Below are 20375 nucleotides of genomic sequence, written 5' to 3' on the forward strand. Positions count from 1 at the left end.
CCGGCAGCGCGGCCAGCCACGGAGCGGCCGCGGCGGCCAGCAGCCACCGCCGCCGCACGGCTCCCGCAGCGGGGGACGCCGCCGCGGGCCACTCGCACGTCATGACGCCAGCTTCGCCTTCATGAACTCCAGCACCTCGGTGGCCGCGACCGCCGTCGCCTGCGCATCGGCGCGGCCCTGGTACTCGACCTTGCCTTCCTTCAGGCCGCGGTCGGACAGCACCACGCGGTGCGGCACGCCGATCAGTTCCCAGTCGGCGAACATCGCGCCCGGGCGCTCGCCGCGGTTGTCGAGCATCACGTCGATGCCGAGGGCCTCGAGTTCGTCGTGCAGCTTGTCGGCGGCGGCCTGCACCTCGGCCGAACGGTCGTAGCCGATCGGGCAGATCACGACGCTGAACGGCGCGATCGCGGTCGGCCACAGCATGCCGCGCTCGTCGTGGCGCTGCTCGATCGCCGCGCCCAGAATGCGGGTGACGCCGATGCCGTAGCAGCCCATCATCATCAGCTGCGGCTTGCCCGATTCGTCGAGGTAGGTGGCGTTCATCGCCTTCGTGTAGTTCGTGCCGAGCAGGAACACATGGCCGACCTCGATGCCGCGCTGGATCGCCAGCACGCCCTTGCCGTCGGGCGATGCATCGCCCTCGACCACGTTGCGGATGTCGGCCACCAGGTCGGGCTCGGGCAGGTCGCGGCCCCAGTTGACGCCGGTGATGTGCATGTCGGGCTCGTTGGCGCCGCAGATGAAGTCGCTCATGTTGGCGACGGTGCGGTCGGCGACGATCTTCACCGGCTTGCGCAGGCCGATCGGGCCGAGGTAGCCGGGCTTGCAGCCGAAGTGGTCCTCGATCTCCGACACGGTGGCGAAGCGGTACCCTTCCTTGAAGCCGGGCAGCTTGCCGGCCTTGACCTCGTTCAGCGAATGATCGCCACGCACCAGCAGCAGCCAGAGCGTCGTCTGCTTCAGGTCGCCAGCGTCGTTCTTCTCGTCGGTGGCGAGCACCAGCGATTTCACGGTGGTCTGCAGCGGCACGCCCAGCAGCGCCGCGACATCGGCGCAGGTGCTGGCCTTGGGCGTCGGCGTGCGCTTCAGCGCGGCGATGGCGGCGCCGCGCTGCGCCACCGCGGGCAGGGCCTCGGCGAGCTCGATGTTGGCAGCGTAATCGGAGGTCGGGCAGTAGACCAGCGCGTCCTCACCGGTGTCGGCGATGACCTGGAACTCCTGCGAGACCTCGCCGCCGATCGCGCCGGTGTCGGCAGCCACCGCGCGGAACTGCAGGCCCAGGCGCTCGAAGATGCGCACGTAGGCGTCGAACATCGCCTGGTAGCTCTTGCGCGCCGAATCGAGATCGCGGTCGAAGGAGTAGGCGTCCTTCATCGTGAACTCGCGGCCGCGCATCACGCCGAAGCGCGGGCGGCGCTCGTCGCGGAACTTGGTCTGGATGTGATAGAAATTCTTCGGCAGCGCGCGGTAGCTGCGCAGCTCCTGGCGCGCGATGTCGGTGATGACCTCCTCGGAGGTCGGCTGGATGATGAAGTCGCGGTCGTGCCGATCCTTCACGCGCAGCAGCTCCGGCCCCATCTTCTGGAAGCGCCCGGTTTCCTGCCACAGCTCGGCCGGTTGCACGACCGGCATCAGCAGCTCGACGGCGCCGGCGCGGTTCATCTCCTCGCGGATGATGCCCTCCACCTTGCGGATCACCCGCAGCCCCATCGGCATGTAGGTGTAGATGCCTGCACCGAGTCGCTTGATGAACCCCGCGCGCAGCATCAGCTTGTGGCTCATGACTTCCGCGTCGGCAGGAGCTTCCTTGAGGGTCGAAACGAAGAACTGGGAGGCTTTCATGGGGATGCGGGGGAGAACGCCGAAAAAGAACGCTGAAGAAAACAGCACCCGGCAAGGCTTGAGGGAAAGCCACGGGGTTGATTCCCGTCATGCCAGTGCAATAATGAATTCAACTAAGGAATTTGAGGTTGATTATGCTCGACCGAGAAGGGTTCAGACCCAACGTCGGCATCATCCTGCTCAATACGAAGAACCAGGTTTTCTGGGGCAAACGGATCCGGACCCACTCCTGGCAGTTCCCGCAAGGGGGCATCAAATACGGTGAAACGCCTGAGCAGGCGATGTTCCGCGAGCTTCACGAGGAGGTGGGGCTGACGCAGGATCATGTTCGCATCATCGCGCGCACGCGCGACTGGCTGCGCTATGAAGTACCCGACCATTTCATCCGCCGCGACGCGCGCGGCCACTACCGCGGACAGAAGCAGATCTGGTTCCTGCTGCAGCTGACCGGCCGCGACACCGACATGAACCTGCGCGCGACCGACCACCCCGAGTTCGACGCCTGGCGCTGGAACGAGTACTGGGTGCCGCTCGAGGTGGTGATCGAGTTCAAGCGCGATGTCTACCAGATGGCGCTGACCGAACTCGCCCGCTTCCTGCCGCGCGGGAACCACCACAACCGCTACCTTCGCTCGGGCATGCGCCCGCACCACCGGGACGACGGTTTCGAGGAATCGAGGCCGGCGACCGAGCCGCAGGCGTTCGACGACGAACCGGGCGACCCGAAGGGCTGAGCCTTCAGCCGAGCACCAGGTTGTCGCGGTGGATCATCTCCGATTCGCCTGTGAAGCCGAGCAGCCGCTCGAACTCGCTCGACGGCTTGCGCGCGATCAGGCGCGCCTCGGAACTCGAGTAGTTCGCCAGGCCGCGCGCGATCTCGAGGCCCGCGCCCGAGCGCACCGCGATCACGTCGCCGCGCGCGAACTCGCCGTGCACCTCGATCATCCCGATCGGCAACAGGCTCTTGCCTTCGTCGCGCAACTTCGCGACCGCGCCATCGTCGATCACGACGGCGCCGCGCAGCTGCAGGTGGTCGGCCATCCACTGCTTGCGGGCCGCCATCTTCTGCGTCGGCGCGTTGAGCGCGGTGCCGATCGCCTCGCCCTGGGTCAGGCGTATCAGCACGTCGGGCTCGCGGCCCCAGGCGATGACGGTGGAGGCGCCACTGCGCGCGGCCCGCTTGGCGGCCAGGATCTTGGTGATCATGCCGCCGCGGCCGAGGCTCGAACCGGCGCCGCCCGCCATGCGCTCCAGCTCCGGGGTGCCGGCCTGCGCCTCGTGGATGAAGGTGGCTGATTCATCCTTGCGCGGATCGGCCGAGTACAGGCCCTTCTGGTCGGTGAGGATCACCAGCGCGTCCGCCTCGATCAGGTTGGCCACCAGCGCGCCCAGCGTGTCGTTGTCGCCGAACTTGATCTCGTCGTTGACGACGGTGTCGTTCTCGTTGATGACCGGCACGACGCGCATGCGCAGCAGCGTCAGCAGCGTCGAGCGTGCGTTCAGGTAGCGCTCCCGGTCGGCCAGGTCGGCATGCGTGAGCAGCACCTGCGCGCTGCCCATGCCATAGGCCCGCAGCTGGGTCTCGTAGATCTGCGCCAGGCCCATCTGCCCGACCGCGGCGGCGGCCTGCAGCTCGTGCACCGCCTTCGGCCGGGTCGCCCAGCCGAGGCGCTTCATGCCCTCGGCGATCGCGCCGCTCGAGACCATCACGATCTCGCGCCCCTGGCCCGCGATGTGCGCCATCTGCCGGCACCAGTTGCCGACCGCCTCGGCATCGACGCCCCGGCCCTCGTTCGTCACGAGGCTGGAGCCGACCTTGACGACGATGCGGCGGGCATTCTTCAGCGCGTCACTCATGGTTGTCACTCGTGGGCGGCAGCGGGGGACCCCTGGTCTTGCACGGGCACGTCGAAGCGGGGATCGGGATCGTCCGGCACCACGTTCTTCAGCGCTGCCACATGCTTGTAGATCGCATGCACCAGGTGCTCGCAGCCTTCGCGCGTCAACGCGGAAATCTGGAACACCGGCCCCTTCCACTTGAAGCGCTTGACGAAATCCTTCACGCGCTTCTCGCGCTCTTCGAGCGGCACCATGTCGAGCTTGTTGAGGACGAGCCAGCGCGCCTTGTCATGCAGCGACTGGTCGTATTTCTTCAGCTCGGTGACGATGGCCTTCGCCTGCGCGACCGGATCGATCGCCTCGTCGAACGGCGCCATGTCGACCAGGTGCAGCAGCAGGTGGGTGCGCTGCAGGTGGCGCAGGAAGTAGTGGCCGAGGCCGGCACCTTCGGCTGCGCCCTCGATCAGGCCGGGGATGTCGGCCACGACGAAGCTCTGCTCCGGCGCCACGCGAACCACGCCCAGGTTCGGGTGCAGTGTCGTGAACGGGTAGTCGGCGATCTTCGGCTTGGCATTCGAGATCGCGGCGATCAGCGTCGACTTGCCGGCGTTCGGCATGCCGAGCAGGCCGACATCGGCCAGCACGCGCAGTTCGAGCTTCAGCTTCTTCTGCTCGCCGGGCCAGCCGGGCGTCTTCTGGCGCGGTGCGCGGTTGGTGCTGGTCTTGAAGTGCAGGTTGCCGAAGCCGCCGTCGCCGCCCTTGACCAGCAGCACTTTCTCGTCAGGCACCAGCAACTCGGCCAGCACCTGGCCGCTTTCGGTGTCGCTGATGATCGTGCCCATCGGCATGCGCAGCACGATGTCTTCGGCAGCGGCGCCGTACTGGTCGGACCCGCGGCCGTTCTCGCCGCTGCGGGCCTCGTGCCGTCGGGCGTAGCGGAAATCGATCAGCGTGTTCAGGTTGCGATCGCCGACGGCGAAGACGCTGCCGCCGCGCCCGCCATCACCCCCGTTCGGTCCACCGAACGGAATGAACTTCTCGCGGCGAAAGCTCATGCAGCCATTGCCGCCGTTGCCTGCCGCCACATCGATGGTCGCTTCGTCTACGAATTTCATGATCTCGCCCACAGGCCACCGCACCGCCAGAGGCTGCATGGTAGGCCACCGGTCGTCCGGCGACCGGAAAAAACAAAAGCCCCGGGTGACCGGGGCTCGGGATCAACGCCGGCTGCGCGAGGCAGCCGCAGCTCACGCTGCCGTCTTGACGCTGACCGTCTGGCGGTTGCGCGGGCCCTTGATGGCGAAGCTGACTTCACCATCGACCAGTGCGAACAGCGTGTGGTCCTTGCCGATGCCGACGTTCTGACCGGCATGGAACTTCGTGCCGCGCTGGCGGACGATGATCGAACCGGCCGGAATCTGCTGGCCACCAAAGGCCTTGACGCCGAGCATCTTCGGTTGGGAATCGCGGCCGTTCCGTGTGGAACCGCCGCCTTTTTTCTGTGCCATGGTGTGACTCCTTGATCAGCCGACGATCGCAGTGATTTCGATCTCGGTGAAGTTCTGGCGGTGACCTTGCCGCTTCTGGTAGTGCTTGCGACGACGCATCTTGAAGATGCGCACCTTGTCGTGCCTGCCTTGCGCCACCACGGTGGCCTTCACGCTTGCGCCCGCAACCAAGGGAGTCCCGATCTTCAGGTCAGCGCCGTTTCCGACAGCCAACACCTGGTCGATCGTGATCTCTTGGCCAACATCCGCAGCAATCTGTTCTATCTTGATCTTTTCGCCTGCAGCAACTTTTTCTTGTTTGCCGCCGGTTTTTATGACCGCGTACATATCAGCCCTTTCGATGAATTCCGCCAGGGGCTGGGCTCTCGATCAGCTCGATCTCTTGATCTGCTCGATTACCGGCACCCCATGCGCGAACCCTGCAGGAAATGCAGAGCCCGCGAGTCTATCACGCGCCGCCAAGCCGGGGAAAGCCCGACACCAGCGATGAGCCATTCACCGAGCGGGCAATCCTGCACAAATCGGTGGCACGCGCCTGCTTCCTATAATTTCGCGCAACCACCCGAGCCTTCCGTGCAGACCTCCACCACGCATCCCACCAGTCCCGTGCCCGACATCGCGCAACTCATGGCACCGGAAATGAGCGAGGTCGATCAGGTGATCCGGCAGCGCCTGTCCTCCGACGTTGCCCTGATCAACCAGATTTCCAACTACATCATCAGCGCCGGTGGAAAGCGCATTCGCCCGATGCTGGTGTTGCTGTTTGCCAACGCGCTGGGCTTTCGGGGGCCGGAGCGGTTCGAGCTGGCCGCGATCGTCGAATTCATCCACACGGCAACGCTGCTGCATGACGATGTCGTCGATGAGTCGGAGCTTCGCCGTGGCCGGGCAACCGCCAATGCGTTGTTCGGCAACGCGGCCAGCGTGCTCGTCGGCGACTTCCTCTATTCGCGCGCCTTCCAGATGATGGTGTCGGTCAACCGCATGCGGGTGCTCGAAGTCCTGGCCGACGCGACGAACGTGATCGCCGAGGGCGAGGTGCTGCAGCTGATGAACATGCACGACCCGGATATCGCGGTCGACGACTACCTGCGGGTCATCCGGTTCAAGACGGCCAAGCTGTTCGAGGCCAGCGCGAGACTGGGTGCGGTGCTGTCAGATGCGCCGCCGCACATCGAAGAGGCCTGCGCGAGCTACGGTCGAGCGCTCGGGACGGCCTTCCAGCTGGTCGACGACCTGCTCGACTATGAAGGCGCGACCGAGCAACTGGGCAAGAACGTCGGCGACGACCTGCGCGAAGGAAAGCCGACGCTGCCGCTGCTGCTGGCCATGGAACGCGGCAGCGCAGAACAACGCGCCGTGGTGCGCCATGCGATCGAGCACGGAGAGGTGGATCGCCTGGCGGAAATCGTCGAGATCGTCCGCCTCACCGGTGCGCTGGACGCCACGCGGCAAGCTGCGCGCGACGAGGCCGACAAGGCACGCACGAGTCTCTTGTCGCTGCCCGACTCGAAACACCGCGAAGCTCTGCTAGAATTGTGTTTTCGATCGATCGACAGGTCGTTCTGAGACCCCCGAATCAGAACACTGCGACTTGTTTGTCATCAGGTGCCTCGCGATGCTCGCGGGTTCGCACCGGAAGATCGGGGTGTAGCTTAGCCTGGTAGAGCGCTACGTTCGGGACGTAGAGGCCGGAGGTTCGAATCCTCTCACCCCGACCAGTTTTTYGGCAGTCCTCGCTGCCGTTGTCCATCAAGTTGTTCCTCAGGTTGGATCCTCAGTCGCCGTCACCCTGACGCAATCTGTTGCACGCGATCCGGCTGCTTGGCGTGACTTCTTGACCGCTCCCGGGCCGGCTTCGGTTTACAGTGCCACATGAATCGGCGATCATCGTCCGATCGTCGACTTGTTTTTTGCACGAAACCTGCCTGTGGACACTCTTGCCGAAGCCCCCCAATCTGCACTTTCCGGCGTTGCCCGGGTCCTGGTGCATGCAGGCAAGCTGAATGCAAAGACCGCGGAAGACCTGGTCAAGTCCTCGAAGGACAAGAAAGCCAGCTTCGTTGCATCGGTCATCGCCGCCGGCGCGGTCTCCCCCGCCGATCTGGCGCACACCCTGGCCACGGCGCTCGCGCTGCCATTGCTCGACCTGAATGCGGTCGATCCCCAGAAGCTGCCGAAGAACGTCATCGACGCCAAGTTGACCGTTCAGTATCAGGTGCTCGTGCTGGGCAAACGCGGCAACCGCCTGTTCATCGGCGGTGCCGACCCGACCGACCAGGAAGCCGCTGAACGCATCAAGTTCGCGACGCAGCTGTCGCCGGAATGGATCATCGTCGAGCACGACAAGCTGGCGAAGATCCTCGAGAGCAGCGGTGCCAGCGCCACCGAGTCGCTCGAGAACATCGTCGGCGGCGAATTCGAATTCGACGTCACCGACGAAGACACCACGGCGGCACCGGAAAGCCAGGAGGTCACGACCGACGTCGAGGACGCCCCGGTCGTGCGCTTCCTGCAGAAGATGCTGATCGACGCGATCAATGCCCGCGCCTCCGACCTGCACTTCGAGCCCTACGAATACCACTACCGCGTGCGTTTCCGCGTCGACGGCGAGTTGCGTGAAATCACGCAGCCGCCGATCGCGATCAAGGAAAAGCTCGCATCGCGCATCAAGGTGATCTCGCGGCTAGACATCTCCGAGAAGCGCGTCCCGCAAGACGGCCGGATGAAGCTGAAGTTCGGCAACAAGGCGATCGACTTCCGGGTCAGCACCTTGCCCACGCTGTTCGGCGAGAAGATCGTGATCCGGATTCTCGACCCGTCCAGCGCCAAGCTCGGCATCGAAGCCCTCGGCTACGAGAAGATCGAGAAAGACCGCCTGCTGAAGTGCATCGGGCGCCCATACGGCATGATCCTCGTGACCGGCCCGACCGGCAGCGGCAAGACCGTGTCGCTCTACACCTGCCTGAACATCCTGAATCAGCCGGGCGTCAACATCTCGACCGTCGAGGACCCCGCGGAAATCAACCTCCCGGGCATCAACCAGGTCAACGTCAACGACAAGGCCGGGCTCACCTTCTCGGCGGCCCTGAAGTCGTTCCTGCGCCAGGATCCGGACGTGATCATGGTCGGCGAAATCCGCGACCTGGAGACCGCCGACATCGCGATCAAGGCGGCTCAGACGGGCCACATGGTGATGTCGACGCTGCACACGAACGACGCGCCGACCACCCTGACCCGCTTGCTGAACATGGGCGTGGCCCCGTTCAACATCGCGTCCAGCGTGTTGCTGATCACTGCGCAGCGCCTCGCACGGCGCCTGTGCGAGGTGTGCAAGACGCCCGCCGACTACCCGCGCGAGGCGATGCTGAAGGCCGGTTTCGCCGAGAAGGACATCGACGGCACCTGGAAACCGTACCGGGCTGTCGGATGCTCCGCCTGCAGCAACGGCTACAAAGGCCGTGTCGGCATTTACCAAGTGATGCCCATCAGCGAAGACATTCAGCGCATCATCCTGGCCGAAGGAACGGCGATGGACATCGCGGACCAGGCCGGCAAGGAAGGCATCCGCGACCTGCGTCAATCCGGCCTGATCAAGGTCCGTGCCGGATTCACGACGCTGGAAGAGGTCATCTCCGTCACCAACGAGTGATGCAATCCGTGCCGTTCGCGGCACGTGTCGAACAACTATTCAACGGGACGAGGACCGGTGTGTTCTCGGAGGCACCATGGCAACTGCGACTGCGGCGAAGAGCAACATCCGGGAATTCGTCTTCGAGTGGGAAGGCAAGGACAAGAACGGCAAGATCGTTCGCGGCGAGATGCGCGCGGGCGGCGAAGCCGTGGTCAGCGCCAGCCTGCGCCGCCAGGGCATCCTGGTCAACAAGGTCAAGAAGCGCCGCATGGGCGGCGGCCGCTCGATCAAGCAGAAGGACATCGCGATCTTCACGCGCCAGCTGGCGACGATGATGCGCGCCGGCGTGCCGCTGCTGCAGGCCTTCGACATCGTCGCGCGCGGCAGCGCCAATCCGCGCCTGACCAAGCTGCTGACCGACATCCGCACCGACGTCGAGACAGGTACCAGCCTGTCGTCGGCATTCCGCAAGCACCCCCTGTATTTCGACGCGCTGTACTGCAACCTGGTGGAGGCCGGTGAAGCCGGCGGTATCCTGGAAGCGCTGCTTGATCGACTGGCCATCTATCAAGAAAAGACGATGGCCATCAAGAACAAGATCAAGTCGGCGCTGATGTACCCGGTGGCGGTGCTGGTCGTCGCCTTCGTCGTCATCGCGGTCATCATGATCTTCGTGATCCCGGCCTTCGAGGAAGTGTTCAAGTCGTTTGGCGCCGATCTCCCCGCACCGACGCTGGTGGTGATCGCGCTGTCGAAGTTCTTCGTCAGCTACTGGTGGGCGATCTTCGGTTTCCTGGGCGGCGGCACCTACTTCTTCCTGGAATCCTGGAAGCGCTCCGAGAAGATGCAGAAGGCGATGGACCGCCTGCTGCTGAAGGTTCCGGTGTTCGGTGACCTGGTCTACAAGTCGGCGGTCGCCCGCTGGACCCGCACGCTGTCGACCATGTTCGCCGCCGGCGTGCCGCTCGTCGAAGCGCTCGACTCGGTCGGTGGTGCCTCCGGCAATGCCGTCTTCAAGGAAGCCACCGAACAGATCCAGAAGGATGTGTCGACCGGCGCCAGCCTGACGACCTCGATGTCGACCACCGGCATCTTCCCGACGATGGTCCTGCAGATGTGCGCCATCGGTGAAGAATCCGGCTCGCTCGACGGCATGCTCGGCAAGTCGGCCGAGTTCTACGAGGACGAGGTCGACGAGGCCGTCAAGGGCCTGTCGAGCCTGATGGAACCGTTCATCATCGTGATCCTGGGCGTCCTGATCGGCGGCATCGTCGTGTCGATGTACCTGCCCATCTTCAAGATCGGCCAGGTGGTGTGACCGGCCGAGATGGACAAGGACCTGCTTGAAATCTTCCTGACCCCCGCTGCACTGGCCGTCTTCGGCCTGTGCATCGGCAGCTTCCTGAACGTCGTGATCCATCGCCTGCCGATGGCACTGGAGCGTGGCTGGAAGATCGACAGCGCCGAGATGCTCGGCGTCAAGATCGACGTCCCCGAGCCGATCACGCTGTCGAAGCCGCGCTCGCGCTGCCCGTCGTGCGGCCACATGATCACCTGGTACGAGAACATTCCCGTGCTGAGCTGGTTGTGGCTGCGCGGGCGCTGTTCGGCCTGCAAGACGCGCATCTCGGCGCGCTACCCGTTCATCGAGATCCTGACCGGCGTGCTGTTCGCAGCCGTCGGATGGCGCTTCGGCGCGCAGCCGGTGGCCTTGCTGTGGTGCGGCATGGTGGCGGTGCTGATCGCGCTGGCCGGCATCGACTGGGACACCACGCTGCTGCCCGACAACCTGACGCTGCCGCTGCTGTGGGCCGGCCTGGTGGCCAGCGCGCTCGGCTGGACGATCCCGCTGCCGCTGGCGCTGTGGGGCGCGGTCGCCGGCTACCTGTCGCTGTGGTCCGTCTACTGGCTCTTCAAGCTGACCACCGGCAAGGAGGGCATGGGCTTCGGCGACTTCAAGCTGCTCGCGGCGCTGGGCGCCTGGCTGGGCTGGCAGATGGTGTTGCCGATCGTGCTGGGTGCCTCGGTGATCGGCGCGGTGGTCGGCATCGGCATGAAGGCCATGAGTTCGCTGCGCGAGGGGCGCTATGTGCCGTTCGGCCCCTTCCTCGCCGGCGGCGGCATCGTCGTGCTGCTCGCAGGCCACGCGCGCGTGCTCGGCTGGCTCGGCTGGGCCTGAACGCCGGAGCAACCGCATGGCCGCGCTGCGCATCGGCCTGACCGGCGGCATCGGCAGCGGCAAGAGCACGGTCGCGGGCATGCTCGCCGACCTGGGCGCGGCGGTGATCGACACCGATGCCATCGCCCGTTCGCTGGCGGCGCCGGGCGGCGCGGCGATCGATGCCTTGCGCGCGCAGTTCGGTGCCGCGGCGATCGGCGCCGACGGCGGCCTCGACCGCGCCCGCATGCGCGAGATCGTGTTCGCCGACCCCGCCGCGAAATCGCAGCTCGAAGCCATCCTGCATCCCCTGATCGGCATCGAGAGCGATCGCCAGGCGGCCGCCGCAGGCGATCGCCCCCGGGTTTTCGACGTGCCGCTGCTGGTGGAATCCGGGCGCTGGCGGGCCCGGGTCGACCGCGTGCTGGTGGTCGACTGCCCTGCTGCGACGCAGATCGCGCGCGTCACGCGCCGATCGGGCTGGGCCGTGGCCGCGGTGCAGGCCGTGATCGACCAGCAGGCCAGCCGCGAGGCACGCCGTGCCGCTGCCGACGCGGTGATCTTCAACGAGAACCTGAGTCTGGCGGAACTTGCGGCCGAAGTCCGCAGTCTCTGGGCAAGCTGGATCGAATCACGATGGATCACATCGCGATGAAGTGCCACCCTGTGGAACAATCCGGCGTCACGTTGTCACATTGATCGCCCGGAAAGCCGCCGTTTTGGTCCTGTACGAATACCCGTTCAACGAGARCATCCGCACGATGCTCCGACTCGAACACCTGTTCGACCGCCTCGGGCGCCTGCTGCCGCGCGACGAAGCCGTGGACCACCACTACGCGCTGGCGACGATGTTCGAGATCATGGACGTCGCATCGCGCGCCGACCTGAAGTCCGACCTGCTGAAGGAGCTCGAGCGCCAGCGGGCGCTGCTGCAGAGCTACCGCGGCAACCCGGCGATCTCCGAAGGGGCGCTGCTCGAGGTGATGGCACGCGTCGACCATGCGTTCAACGGACTGAACCAGCTGCCCGGCAAGGCCGGCCATGTGCTGACGGCCAACGAATGGCTGATGAGCATCCGCAGCCGCATCAGCATTCCCGGCGGCACCTGCGAGTTCGACCTGCCGGCCTACTACGCGTGGCAGCAGCATGACGCCGCGAGCCGGCGCGCCGACCTGTCGGGCTGGATCGCGACGCTGACGCCGCTCGCCGAGGCACTGAGCGTGCTGCTCGGGCTGCTGCGCGATGCGGGCGTGCCGCACAAGGTCGTCACGCAGGGCGGTCAGTACCAGCAGAGCCTGCCGGCCGGCCGCGTGTACCAGCTGCTGCGCGTGCGCATCGACAACGGCAGCCGCCAGCTGGTGCCCGAGATCAGCGGCCACCGCCTGATGGTGATGGTGCGGCTGATGAAGCAGGATGCCGAGGGCCGGCTGAAGCCCGCGGCGATCGACGCCACCTTCGAACTGACGCTGTGCGCATGAACACCCCCGCCAAGCCCCGCATCGTGCGCTGCCCGACCTGCGCCGGCGACAGCCTCTACGCGAGCGACAACCCCTACCGCCCGTTCTGCAGCGAGCGCTGCAAGAACGTCGACTTCGGCGCCTGGGCGAGCGAGAGCTACCGCGTCGCCGCGCCGCCCCCGCCGGGCAGCGGCGCGACGCCCTCTTCCGACACCGACGACTGAGCGAATTCCGCCGCGGCGTGCGAACTGGCGCGCTTTCCCCTGGTTGATCGGCCCCACGAGGGCGGCCGTTCCCGGTTCAATGGGAAGCCATGTGGAAGCGTGTCGTCGATGTCGTTCTGGTGCTGGGCTTCGTCTCGGTCACCTGCCTCCCGTTGCAGGCCGGTGCCGCGGCGCTGACGCCGCTGGAGACCCGCTGGATGCAGGCCGCGTGGCCGGTGATCACCTATGCACGGGCACAGGGCCTGCCGCTGGACATCGTCGCCCAGCCGGTGGCGCAGGGCGGCGAGCCGCCGATCGCGATGGGTTATGTCGACGGCCGCTGCAAGCTGGTGCTGACGATGCGCGGCAACCCCGAGGCCGAATCCACGCTGGAGAAGATCCCGGCCGAGCTGCGCGACACCATCGTCGAGGCGATGACCGCCCACGAGCTCGGCCACTGCTGGCGCTACGTGCAAGGCGCGTGGCACACCCCGCCGGTAGCAGGCTTCACCGACGCGCTCGACGCCAGCACGGCCCCGCAGGCCGACCTGGAGCGCGACATGCGCGCCACGCGCTGGGAAGAAGGGTTCGCCGACCTGGTCGGGCTCGCGTGGACGCGCGCGCAGCACCCCGAGCGCTACCGCGCGGTGCACGACTGGTTCGAGGCATTCCGCGCCGACCAGCCGCTGCCCGGCGCCCACCACGACACGCGGGCCTGGCTGAAGCGCGCCCAGGACCCGGCCGTGTTCGGCACGGCCGCCACGCCGTTCGAGCAGGCCTTGCCGGTCTGGCGCAGCGAGCCCGACGCCGGCCGCTGAAAGCTCAGCGCGCGCCCGCCCCGTCCAGGCACTCCGCGACCCAGCGCTCCACCAGCGCCGACGAGGCCGGCACCGGCCCCCACAGCGCGCGGTAGATGATCGGCGCGACCACCACGTCCATCGCCCGCTGCACCTCGGGCACCGGCTCGCCGCGCGCCACGCCGCGCTCGAAGATCACGGCGATCTGCGCCGCGGTGAACTGCGCGCACTGGCACGGCGCGGTGCCTTCGCCATGGGCCTCGGTCGACAGCACGTCCTTCATCATCGCCAGCCCGATCGGCGACGACATCTCCTCATGGAACTGCTGCGCCCAGGCCACCAGGTCGCCGGCGACCGAACCGGTGTCGGCCGGCTGCGCATCCGGCTTCATCCGCTCGACCGACACATCGGCCAGCAACTCGCCGAGATCGCCCCAGCGGCGGTAGATCGTCGACGGCGTGACCTCGGCACGCGCCGCGATCATCGGCACGGTGAGTTCGGCGCGCCCGTGCAGCTCGATCAACTCACGCGTGGCACGGTGGACGGCCGCCTGGACGCGGGCGCTGCGGCCGCCCGGCCGCGGGGTGGTGGTTGCAGTCATGAAACCATGCTAACGCAAAGTATTTGCTTTAGCTCGAGAATGGGTTCAGAATCCGCTAACGCAATTTTTTTGCGTTAGCTGAAGGAGCCAACATGACCACGCCCGCACTCGCCCCTGCGCCCGCCGCCCTCCGCGCGGCCGGGCTGCGCCTCGGCCCCCTCGCCTCGCTGTGGCTGACGGTCTCGCTGGTCGCCAGCTTCCTCGCCGCCTCCAGCGCGCCGTCACCGCTGTACGCGCTGTACCGCGAGGCCTGGGGCTTCAGCCCGCTCGCGCTGACGGTGATCTTCTCCAGCTACGCCTTCGCGCTGCTCGCGGCGCTGCTGGTGTTCGGCGCGCTGTCCGACCACCTCGGCCGGCGTACCGTGATCCTCGCGTCGCTGCTGATCGAGTTGCTGTCGATCGTGCTGTTCTGGTCTGCCGAGTCGGCCGGCTGGCTGCTGGCGGCGCGCATCGTGCAGGGCTTCGCGACCGGCATCGCGACCAGCGCGCTGAGCGCGACCTTGCTCGACCTGAGCCCCACCCGCGGCGCGCTGTTCAACAGCGTCGCGCCGATGTTCGGCATGGCCGTCGGCGCACTCGGCGCCAGCGCGCTGGTGCAGTTCGCGCCGGCGCCGATGCACCTGGTGTTCGACGTGCTGCTGGCGATCCTCGCGCTGCAGACGCTGGCCGCGCTGTTCCTGCCCGACACCGTGACGCGCCGCCCGGGCGTCTGGCAATCGCTGCGTCCGCGCATCGCGATCCCGGCCGCGGCACGCGCGACGCTGTGGCGCATCCTGCCGCTCAACACCGCGAGCTGGGCACTCGGCGGCTTCTACCTGTCGCTCGGGCCGACGCTCGCGAAGCTGGTCACCGGCACCTCCGCGCCGACGACCGGCGGCGCGCTGATCGCCACGCTGGTGCTGGCGGGCGCCGCGGCGATCGGCTGGGTGCGCCTGCGCCCTGCGCCCGCGGTGCTGACCGGCAGCGCGCTGGCGCTGGTGATCGGCCTGTCGTTGACGCTGGTCGGCGTGCATGCCGGCTCGGGCCTCGCCTTCTTCGGCGGCACGCTGGTGGCCGGCTTCGGCTTCGGCGCCGGCTTCAACGGCGCGGTGCGCAGCCTGGTGCCGCTGGCAGCGCCCCACGAGCGCGCCGGGTTGATGGCGGGCTTCTTCGCGCTGAGCTACCTGGCGTTCAGCGTGCCCGCCATCATCGCCGGCCTCGGCACCGGCCTGTTCGGCCTGCACGCCACGACGCTCGGCTACGGCGGCCTGCTCGTCGTGATGGCGTTGGCCGCGCTGTTCGCCTCGCTGCGCAACAACACGGCGCGCTGACGGCTCAGGGGCGCACCGCGGGCGACTCCATCGCCATCCCGCGGTCGCGCCACGCGAGGTAGAGCGCGAGCGCGGTGGACTCCGGCGACTCCGCCGGCAGCGGCTGGGCGCGCACGCCGGTCATGCAGTTGCGGATGCGCCGCAGCAGCGACCCGACGCCCTGCCACTCGAGGCGGTACAGCGGGTAGCCGTTCGCATGGCCCTGCGGGATCAGGCCGCCCCCCAGCCGCTGGCCGGCCCGCTCGTCGTGGCATTGCGCGCACGACAGGTTCAGCTGGCCGATGCGCTCGCGGTACAGCGCCTCGCCGCGCTCGCGCCATGGCAGCAGCCGCGCATCGGCAGGCGGCTCGATCGGCACCCCGCGCGACTGCAGCGCCACGTAGCTTTCGAGCCCGAGCAGCTCCTGGCTGTCGGGTGCGAGCCGCGACGCGCCCTGGCGCGTCTCGCGGCACCGGTTGATGCGCATCGCCAGGTCGATCGGCCGCGCGAGCGCCTCGTCATACGCCGGGTAGCGCGCCGCCACGCCACGCATCGATTCGCGCGCATCGCCGTGGCAGCCCGCGCAGGCGGGGGCCGATGGCGACGGCGCGCGCGCCCACAGCGCCGCGCCGTCCTGGACCCACAGCATCGCCGGGTTCTGCGCATCGTCGCGCTGCATCGCCTGCGTCGACGGGCTCATGTCGTCGAAGCCGGAGCGGCGCGCCTCCTGCGCGGACGCCACCGTCACGACCAGCAGGACCAGCCCCAGCGCGCGCCGCATCGCTCAGCCCACGCTGATCGCCACCGTCTCGGTCTGAGAGAAGCCGTGGTCGCCCTCCCAGCGGAAGCTCAGCGTGCCGCTCTCGGTCGCGGTGGTGAAGAACGCGATGTACGGGTTGGCCGCCATCGCGGCATGCAGGTCGGCGCTGAACACCAGCTCGTCGTTGTAGCGGCAGCTGAAGCGCGTGATCAGGTTGCGCGGCAGCAGCAGGCCGTCGGCGCCCGGCCGGAAGCCGGTCTCCATCGGGTGCGCGATCAGCGTGCGCAGCTCGATCACCTCGCCGCGCTTCGCGGTGGCCGGTGCGGTGATCAGCGTGCGGGCCATCGCGCCGTCACTCCAGGCAGGCGGCCAGCGTGACCAGCACGTCGACGCCCTGCGACCAGAACGTGCCGTCGCTCAGCCGCGCCACCGCCACCAGCTGCTGCGAGGTCGCGAGCCGGATCCGCGTCGACACCACCGCGCGTCCGGCGCGCGGCCCCAGCGTGAAGCGCACCACGTCGCGCTGCGGGTTGCGCTCGTTGAACACCGCGATGCCGGTGACGTGCTCGGCGGCCGTCATCGGGCTGTCGACGCTGACGGTGATCGGCACGCCGTTGCCGTTCTCGACCAGCGGCGGGATGTCGAACTTCACCTTGCCCGGCTTCACCGGCGCGCCGGACGCGTAGTCCGCGATCGCCGACTGCATCTCGAAGCTGGTCGCCCGCGCCGGCCGCACCAGCAGCAGGCCGCCGGCGGCGAGGCCGTATTGCAACAGCTCGCGGCGATGCAGCGCGGTGTTCACTGCAGCGTCACCAGCCAGGCCACCACGTCCTCGACCTGCTGCGCATCGAGCACCGCCCGCCCCTGCCATGCGGTGCCGACACGCTGCAGGCCGCCGGTGTCGTGGTACGGCGGCATGATCGTCTGCGGGTTCAGCCGGCGCGCATCGACGATGCGCAGCCGCAGCTGCGCGGCCGACCAGCGCGCGCCGGCACCGGCCAGGTCGGGGGCGAGGTTGCCCTGGAAGCGCTCCTCGGGGATCGGCGCCGGGTGGCACAGCAGGCACAGGCCGGCCTGCCGGCTCGCTACGATCGCGCGCCCGCGCGCCGCGTCGCCCGGCACCGGGGTCAGCGGCTGCGGCAGCGCATCGCGCGGCACCGGCGCAGCACACGCCACCATCACGGCCGCCACCGAGCCCATCGCCATCGCCCGCATCACGCCTTCTTCAGCGAGTGGTTCTTCAGCGGCAGCTCGCGGATGCGCTGCCCGGTGGCCGCGAAGATCGCGTTCAGCACTGCCGGCGCCGCCACCGCGATCGTCGGCTCGCCGACCCCGCCCCAGAAGCCGCCGGACGGCATCACCACCGTCTCCACCTTCGGCATCTCGTCGAGGTGCAGCACCGGGTAGGTGTCGAAGTTGGTCTGCTCGATGCGCCCGTCCTTCACGGTACAGCCGCCGTACAGCGCGGCCGACAGGCCGTAGACGAACGAGCCCTCGACCTGCGCCTCGATCTGCTGCGGGTTGACCGCGTGCCCGGGGTCGGTGGCCGCGACGATGCGGTGCACCTTCAGCTTGCCGTCCTTGTCGACCGACACCTCGGCCACCGCGGCGACGTAGCTGCCGAAGCCCATCGTCTGCGCGATCCCGCGGAACACGCCCTTCGGCGCCGGCTTGCCCCAGCCAGCGCGCTCGGCCGCCGCGTTCAGCACCGCCAGGTGCTTCGGATGCTGGCTCATCAGCTTGCGCCGGAACGCGAGCGGATCCTGCTTCGCCGCCAGTGCGAGCTCGTCGATGAAGCACTCGAGGTAGATCGCGTTCTGGTTCAGGTTGACGCCGCGCCAGAAACCCGGCGGCACATGCGGGTTGCGCATCGCATGGTCGATCAGCAGGTTCGGCACGCTGTAGCCGATCGACGCTTCGGGGCCGGGCGCGTTCAGGCCCTGGAACACCACCGGGTCCTTGCCGTCGCGGATGTTCTGCGGGAACACGCCGGCCAGGATCGACTGCCCGGAGATCCGCATGTGCAGCGCCGTCAGGTTGCCGGCCGCGTCGAAACCGGCGCGCAGCTTGCACTGCGTGATCGGGTGGTAGCGGCCGTGCGTCATGTCCTCTTCGCGCGACCAGATCAGCTTGACCGGCGTGCCGGGCATCTCCTTCGCGATCGCGACCACCTGGTGCACCCAGTCGTGCACCGCACCGCGCCGGCCGAAGCCGCCGCCGAGCAGCAGCTTGTAGACCTCGCACTGCGTGGCCGGCAGCCCGGACGCCTCGACCGCCGCCGCATGCGCCGCCTCGCCGTTCTGCGTCGGCGTCCAGACCTCGCAGCGCGCCGGCGTGCCGTCGGACGCGGGCGTGAACTTCGCGGTCGCGTTCATCGTCTCCATCGTCGCGTGGTTCTGGAACGGATAGCTGTAGACCGCCTCGACGACCCGCGCGGCCGAGGCCAGCGCCGCCCGCGCATCGCCGTTCGAATTGCCGACCGCCGCCTCCGGCGCATCGAGACCGGCCTTCAAGGTCGCAGCAATCTCGGCGCTGCCGATCTTCGCGTTCGGACCTTCGTCCCACACCACCGGCAACGCATCGAGCGCGGACTTCGCGCGCCACCAGGTGTCGGCGACCACGGCCACCGCGCTGTCGCCGACGCGCAGCACCTTCTTCACGCCGGGCCGGCCGGCGATGGCCGCCGCGTCGAAGCTCGCGAGCTTGCCGCCGAACACCGGGCAGTCGCGGATCGCCGCGTTCAGCATGCCGGGCAGCTTCAGGTCGGATCCGTAGACCTGCGAGCCGTCGAGCTTGCCGCGCGTGTCCAGCCGCGCGAGGCGCTTGCCAGCGAGCTTCCAGTCCTTCGGGTCCTTCAGCGCCACGTCGGCGGGCGGCGTGAGCTGCGCGGCCGCCAGCGCGACCTTGCCGTAGGTGGTCTTGCGGCCGCTCGCCGCATGCGTGATCACGCCCTTGTCGACCTGGCACTGCGCGGCCGGCACCTGCCAGCCGTCGGCCGCGGCCTGCACGAGCATCGTGCGGGCGATCGCGCCGCCCTTGCGCACGTAGTCGTGCGATTCGCGGATGCCGCGGCTGCCACCGGTCGAGAAGTTGCCCCAGACGCGCTTGCGCGCGAGGCTCTGGCCGGGCGTCGGGTACTCGGTCTTGACGCGCGACCAGTCGCAGTCGAGCTCCTCGGCCACCAGCTGCGCGAGGCCGGTCAGCGAGCCCTGGCCCATCTCCGAGCGGGCGATGCGGATCACGACCGTCTCGTCGGGTTGCACGACGACCCAGGCGTTGATCTCCGGCGTAGCGGCCTGCGCAGCAGCCTCGCCGGCGAACGGAATGTGGAATGCGACGACCAGGCCGGTCGCCGCCGAACCGGCGAGAAAGCCGCGCCGAGTCATGACGACCCCTCCGCTCGATGAGTACATCGATCGATCCCCCGAGGGGATGCGGGCCGGCTTGGGAGCGGCCCGGCGCTCGGCCCGCGTCATGCCTTGCCTCCGTCGATGTGCACGATGTTGAGCCCCGCCTGCTTCGGATCACCGCCGTGCGCCGCCGCCTTGATCGCCGCGCGCACCCGGTTGTAGGTGCCGCAGCGGCAGATGTTGGTCATCGCGTCGTCGATGTCGGCATCGGTGGGCCGCGGCTTGGCCTTCAGCAGCGCGGCCGCCGCCATGATCATCCCGGACTGGCAATAGCCGCACTGCGGCACGTCGAGCGCGGCCCAGGCCTTCTGGATCGGGTGCGAGGCGTTGGCCGACAGGCCCTCGATCGTCACGATCTTCTCCTCCGGCCCCACCGTCGAGGCCGGGCGCACGCAGCTGCGCGTGGGCACGCCGTCGAGGTGCACCGTGCAGGCACCGCACTGCGCGATGCCGCAGCCGTACTTGGTGCCGGTCAGCTCCAACTGCTCGCGCAGCACCCACAGCAGCGGCGTGTCGGGCTCGGCTTCGAACTCGCGGACGCTTCCATTGACGTGTAGTCGGGGCATCGGTCTCTCCTGGGTTGGCGACGGAGCATCTCTCAGGAGCGGCCCAGGCCGAAGCCCCTGCTGCGCATAGGGGACGAAAACCGTAGGATTCTGCGGGGCCCCGAAGATCCGGGCTTCGCGTGGAGGAGACACCCGCATGACCTCGCAGCACCCCGCCTGGCTGGCCTTTGCGCTGGCCGCGGCCACCGGCAGCACCGCCGCCGCGCCTTCGGCCGCGCTGTCGGCCGCGCTGTCGGCCGACGATCTCGCACTGCGCTCGCTCGCCGCCACCTGCGCCGCCTGCCACGGCACCGACGGCCGCCCGGCAC

The 20375-nt window shown here is 68.2% G+C and carries 22 protein-coding genes and 1 tRNA gene; 11 read left to right on the forward strand and 12 right to left on the reverse strand.

Features of this window, described 5'->3' with window-relative positions:
- Positions 1-99: 99 nt before the first annotated feature.
- A complete protein-coding gene (locus tag AC1DXV_RS17765; RefSeq protein WP_477870071.1) occupies positions 100-1845 on the reverse strand; it encodes a proline--tRNA ligase in 1746 nt (581 codons plus the stop codon).
- A gap of 134 nt (positions 1846-1979) precedes the next feature.
- Here AC1DXV_RS17765 and AC1DXV_RS17770 point away from each other — a divergent pair, with 134 nt between their 5' ends.
- Positions 1980-2579 (forward strand): RNA pyrophosphohydrolase, encoded by a 600-nt coding sequence (locus tag AC1DXV_RS17770; RefSeq protein WP_047500147.1) that lies wholly within the window; start codon positions 1980-1982, stop codon positions 2577-2579.
- A gap of 4 nt (positions 2580-2583) precedes the next feature.
- Here AC1DXV_RS17770 and proB read toward each other — a convergent pair whose 3' ends face one another.
- The 4 genes from proB to rplU form a co-directional block, all read right to left on the reverse strand.
- Positions 2584-3702 carry a glutamate 5-kinase gene (gene proB, locus AC1DXV_RS17775; RefSeq protein ID WP_477934774.1) on the reverse strand — a complete coding sequence of 373 codons (1119 nt, stop codon included), beginning with the start codon at positions 3700-3702 and terminating at the stop codon, positions 2584-2586.
- A gap of 5 nt (positions 3703-3707) precedes the next feature.
- Positions 3708-4799 carry an Obg family GTPase CgtA gene (cgtA, locus tag AC1DXV_RS17780; protein WP_477934776.1) on the reverse strand — a complete coding sequence of 364 codons (1092 nt, stop codon included), beginning with the start codon at positions 4797-4799 and terminating at the stop codon, positions 3708-3710.
- 132 nt (positions 4800-4931) lie between these two features.
- Entirely contained in the window at positions 4932-5192 is a 261-nt protein-coding gene (gene rpmA, locus AC1DXV_RS17785) for a 50S ribosomal protein L27 (protein ID WP_047500144.1), read from the reverse strand.
- Between the two features lie 15 nt (positions 5193-5207).
- Complete coding sequence (gene rplU / locus AC1DXV_RS17790; protein ID WP_477872642.1) at positions 5208-5519, reverse strand: 50S ribosomal protein L21; 312 nt, start codon at positions 5517-5519, stop codon at positions 5208-5210.
- 246 nt (positions 5520-5765) lie between these two features.
- Here rplU and ispB point away from each other — a divergent pair, with 246 nt between their 5' ends.
- From ispB to AC1DXV_RS17835, 9 genes are all read left to right on the forward strand, one after another.
- The gene (ispB, locus tag AC1DXV_RS17795; RefSeq protein WP_477872644.1) at positions 5766-6761 is read left to right on the forward strand and encodes an octaprenyl diphosphate synthase; all 996 of its coding nucleotides are present in this window, start codon (positions 5766-5768) and stop codon (positions 6759-6761) included.
- A 75-nt stretch (positions 6762-6836) separates the two neighbouring features.
- Positions 6837-6913 (forward strand) — tRNA-Pro (locus AC1DXV_RS17800).
- 203 nt (positions 6914-7116) lie between these two features.
- Entirely contained in the window at positions 7117-8844 is a 1728-nt protein-coding gene (gene pilB / locus AC1DXV_RS17805) for a type IV-A pilus assembly ATPase PilB (protein ID WP_477934790.1), read from the forward strand.
- A gap of 76 nt (positions 8845-8920) precedes the next feature.
- The gene (locus tag AC1DXV_RS17810) at positions 8921-10144 is read left to right on the forward strand and encodes a type II secretion system F family protein (protein WP_047500138.1); all 1224 of its coding nucleotides are present in this window, start codon (positions 8921-8923) and stop codon (positions 10142-10144) included.
- A 9-nt stretch (positions 10145-10153) separates the two neighbouring features.
- Positions 10154-11005 (forward strand): prepilin peptidase, encoded by an 852-nt coding sequence (locus tag AC1DXV_RS17815; protein WP_477934778.1) that lies wholly within the window; start codon positions 10154-10156, stop codon positions 11003-11005.
- Between the two features lie 16 nt (positions 11006-11021).
- Positions 11022-11639 carry a dephospho-CoA kinase gene (gene coaE / locus AC1DXV_RS17820; RefSeq protein ID WP_477934780.1) on the forward strand — a complete coding sequence of 206 codons (618 nt, stop codon included), beginning with the start codon at positions 11022-11024 and terminating at the stop codon, positions 11637-11639.
- A gap of 64 nt (positions 11640-11703) precedes the next feature.
- Positions 11704-12462 carry a cell division protein ZapD gene (gene zapD / locus AC1DXV_RS17825; RefSeq protein WP_477934782.1) on the forward strand — a complete coding sequence of 253 codons (759 nt, stop codon included), beginning with the start codon at positions 11704-11706 and terminating at the stop codon, positions 12460-12462.
- Positions 12459-12665, forward strand: a complete 207-nt coding sequence (locus AC1DXV_RS17830; RefSeq protein ID WP_477871839.1) for a DNA gyrase inhibitor YacG — start codon at positions 12459-12461, stop codon at positions 12663-12665. The genes zapD and AC1DXV_RS17830 overlap by 4 nt, the downstream gene beginning before the upstream one ends.
- Positions 12666-12754: 89 nt before the next feature.
- Positions 12755-13462, forward strand: coding sequence for a hypothetical protein (locus tag AC1DXV_RS17835; protein ID WP_477871841.1), 708 nt, complete (start codon positions 12755-12757; stop codon positions 13460-13462).
- Between the two features lie 4 nt (positions 13463-13466).
- Here the strand turns inward: AC1DXV_RS17835 and AC1DXV_RS17840 are convergent, their stop codons facing one another.
- Entirely contained in the window at positions 13467-14042 is a 576-nt protein-coding gene (locus AC1DXV_RS17840; RefSeq protein ID WP_477871843.1) for a TetR/AcrR family transcriptional regulator, read from the reverse strand.
- A 92-nt stretch (positions 14043-14134) separates the two neighbouring features.
- Here AC1DXV_RS17840 and AC1DXV_RS17845 point away from each other — a divergent pair, with 92 nt between their 5' ends.
- Entirely contained in the window at positions 14135-15352 is a 1218-nt protein-coding gene (locus AC1DXV_RS17845) for an MFS transporter (RefSeq protein WP_477934784.1), read from the forward strand.
- Between the two features lie 4 nt (positions 15353-15356).
- Here the strand turns inward: AC1DXV_RS17845 and soxA are convergent, their stop codons facing one another.
- The 6 genes from soxA to AC1DXV_RS17875 form a co-directional block, all read right to left on the reverse strand.
- Complete coding sequence (gene soxA / locus AC1DXV_RS17850; protein WP_477934786.1) at positions 15357-16112, reverse strand: sulfur oxidation c-type cytochrome SoxA; 756 nt, start codon at positions 16110-16112, stop codon at positions 15357-15359.
- Positions 16113-16115: 3 nt separating this feature from the next.
- Entirely contained in the window at positions 16116-16436 is a 321-nt protein-coding gene (gene soxZ / locus AC1DXV_RS17855; RefSeq protein ID WP_477873124.1) for a thiosulfate oxidation carrier complex protein SoxZ, read from the reverse strand.
- 7 nt (positions 16437-16443) lie between these two features.
- Positions 16444-16893 (reverse strand): SoxY-related AACIE arm protein, encoded by a 450-nt coding sequence (locus tag AC1DXV_RS17860; protein WP_477873126.1) that lies wholly within the window; start codon positions 16891-16893, stop codon positions 16444-16446.
- Entirely contained in the window at positions 16890-17306 is a 417-nt protein-coding gene (soxX, locus tag AC1DXV_RS17865) for a sulfur oxidation c-type cytochrome SoxX (protein WP_477873128.1), read from the reverse strand. Before soxX ends, AC1DXV_RS17860 begins: the two co-directional genes overlap by 4 nt.
- Positions 17306-19477 carry a xanthine dehydrogenase family protein molybdopterin-binding subunit gene (locus AC1DXV_RS17870; RefSeq protein WP_477934788.1) on the reverse strand — a complete coding sequence of 724 codons (2172 nt, stop codon included), beginning with the start codon at positions 19475-19477 and terminating at the stop codon, positions 17306-17308. The genes soxX and AC1DXV_RS17870 overlap by 1 nt, the downstream gene beginning before the upstream one ends.
- 86 nt (positions 19478-19563) lie before the next feature.
- A complete protein-coding gene (locus AC1DXV_RS17875) occupies positions 19564-20067 on the reverse strand; it encodes a (2Fe-2S)-binding protein (RefSeq protein ID WP_477843272.1) in 504 nt (167 codons plus the stop codon).
- Positions 20068-20375 lie beyond the last annotated feature (308 nt).

The sequence above is a fragment of the Rhizobacter sp. P3_C12 genome, assembly GCF_056402735.1.

Coding starts and splice junctions, on each gene's coding strand:
- AC1DXV_RS17840 (WP_477871843.1), bottom strand. CDS start 14,042: ATGACTGCAACCACCACCCCGCGGCCGGGCGGCCGCAGCGCCCGCGTC.
- soxZ (WP_477873124.1), bottom strand. CDS start 16,436: ATGGCCCGCACGCTGATCACCGCACCGGCCACCGCGAAGCGCGGCGAG.
- AC1DXV_RS17875 (WP_477843272.1), bottom strand. CDS start 20,067: ATGCCCCGACTACACGTCAATGGAAGCGTCCGCGAGTTCGAAGCCGAG.
- soxX (WP_477873128.1), bottom strand. CDS start 17,306: ATGCGGGCGATGGCGATGGGCTCGGTGGCGGCCGTGATGGTGGCGTGT.
- rpmA (WP_047500144.1), bottom strand. CDS start 5,192: ATGGCACAGAAAAAAGGCGGCGGTTCCACACGGAACGGCCGCGATTCC.
- coaE (WP_477934780.1), top strand. CDS start 11,022: ATGGCCGCGCTGCGCATCGGCCTGACCGGCGGCATCGGCAGCGGCAAG.
- AC1DXV_RS17810 (WP_047500138.1), top strand. CDS start 8,921: ATGGCAACTGCGACTGCGGCGAAGAGCAACATCCGGGAATTCGTCTTC.
- AC1DXV_RS17870 (WP_477934788.1), bottom strand. CDS start 19,477: ATGACTCGGCGCGGCTTTCTCGCCGGTTCGGCGGCGACCGGCCTGGTC.
- AC1DXV_RS17770 (WP_047500147.1), top strand. CDS start 1,980: ATGCTCGACCGAGAAGGGTTCAGACCCAACGTCGGCATCATCCTGCTC.
- AC1DXV_RS17765 (WP_477870071.1), bottom strand. CDS start 1,845: ATGAAAGCCTCCCAGTTCTTCGTTTCGACCCTCAAGGAAGCTCCTGCC.
- soxA (WP_477934786.1), bottom strand. CDS start 16,112: ATGCGGCGCGCGCTGGGGCTGGTCCTGCTGGTCGTGACGGTGGCGTCC.
- cgtA (WP_477934776.1), bottom strand. CDS start 4,799: ATGAAATTCGTAGACGAAGCGACCATCGATGTGGCGGCAGGCAACGGC.
- AC1DXV_RS17815 (WP_477934778.1), top strand. CDS start 10,154: ATGGACAAGGACCTGCTTGAAATCTTCCTGACCCCCGCTGCACTGGCC.
- AC1DXV_RS17845 (WP_477934784.1), top strand. CDS start 14,135: ATGACCACGCCCGCACTCGCCCCTGCGCCCGCCGCCCTCCGCGCGGCC.
- rplU (WP_477872642.1), bottom strand. CDS start 5,519: ATGTACGCGGTCATAAAAACCGGCGGCAAACAAGAAAAAGTTGCTGCA.
- AC1DXV_RS17830 (WP_477871839.1), top strand. CDS start 12,459: ATGAACACCCCCGCCAAGCCCCGCATCGTGCGCTGCCCGACCTGCGCC.
- AC1DXV_RS17835 (WP_477871841.1), top strand. CDS start 12,755: ATGTGGAAGCGTGTCGTCGATGTCGTTCTGGTGCTGGGCTTCGTCTCG.
- proB (WP_477934774.1), bottom strand. CDS start 3,702: ATGAGTGACGCGCTGAAGAATGCCCGCCGCATCGTCGTCAAGGTCGGC.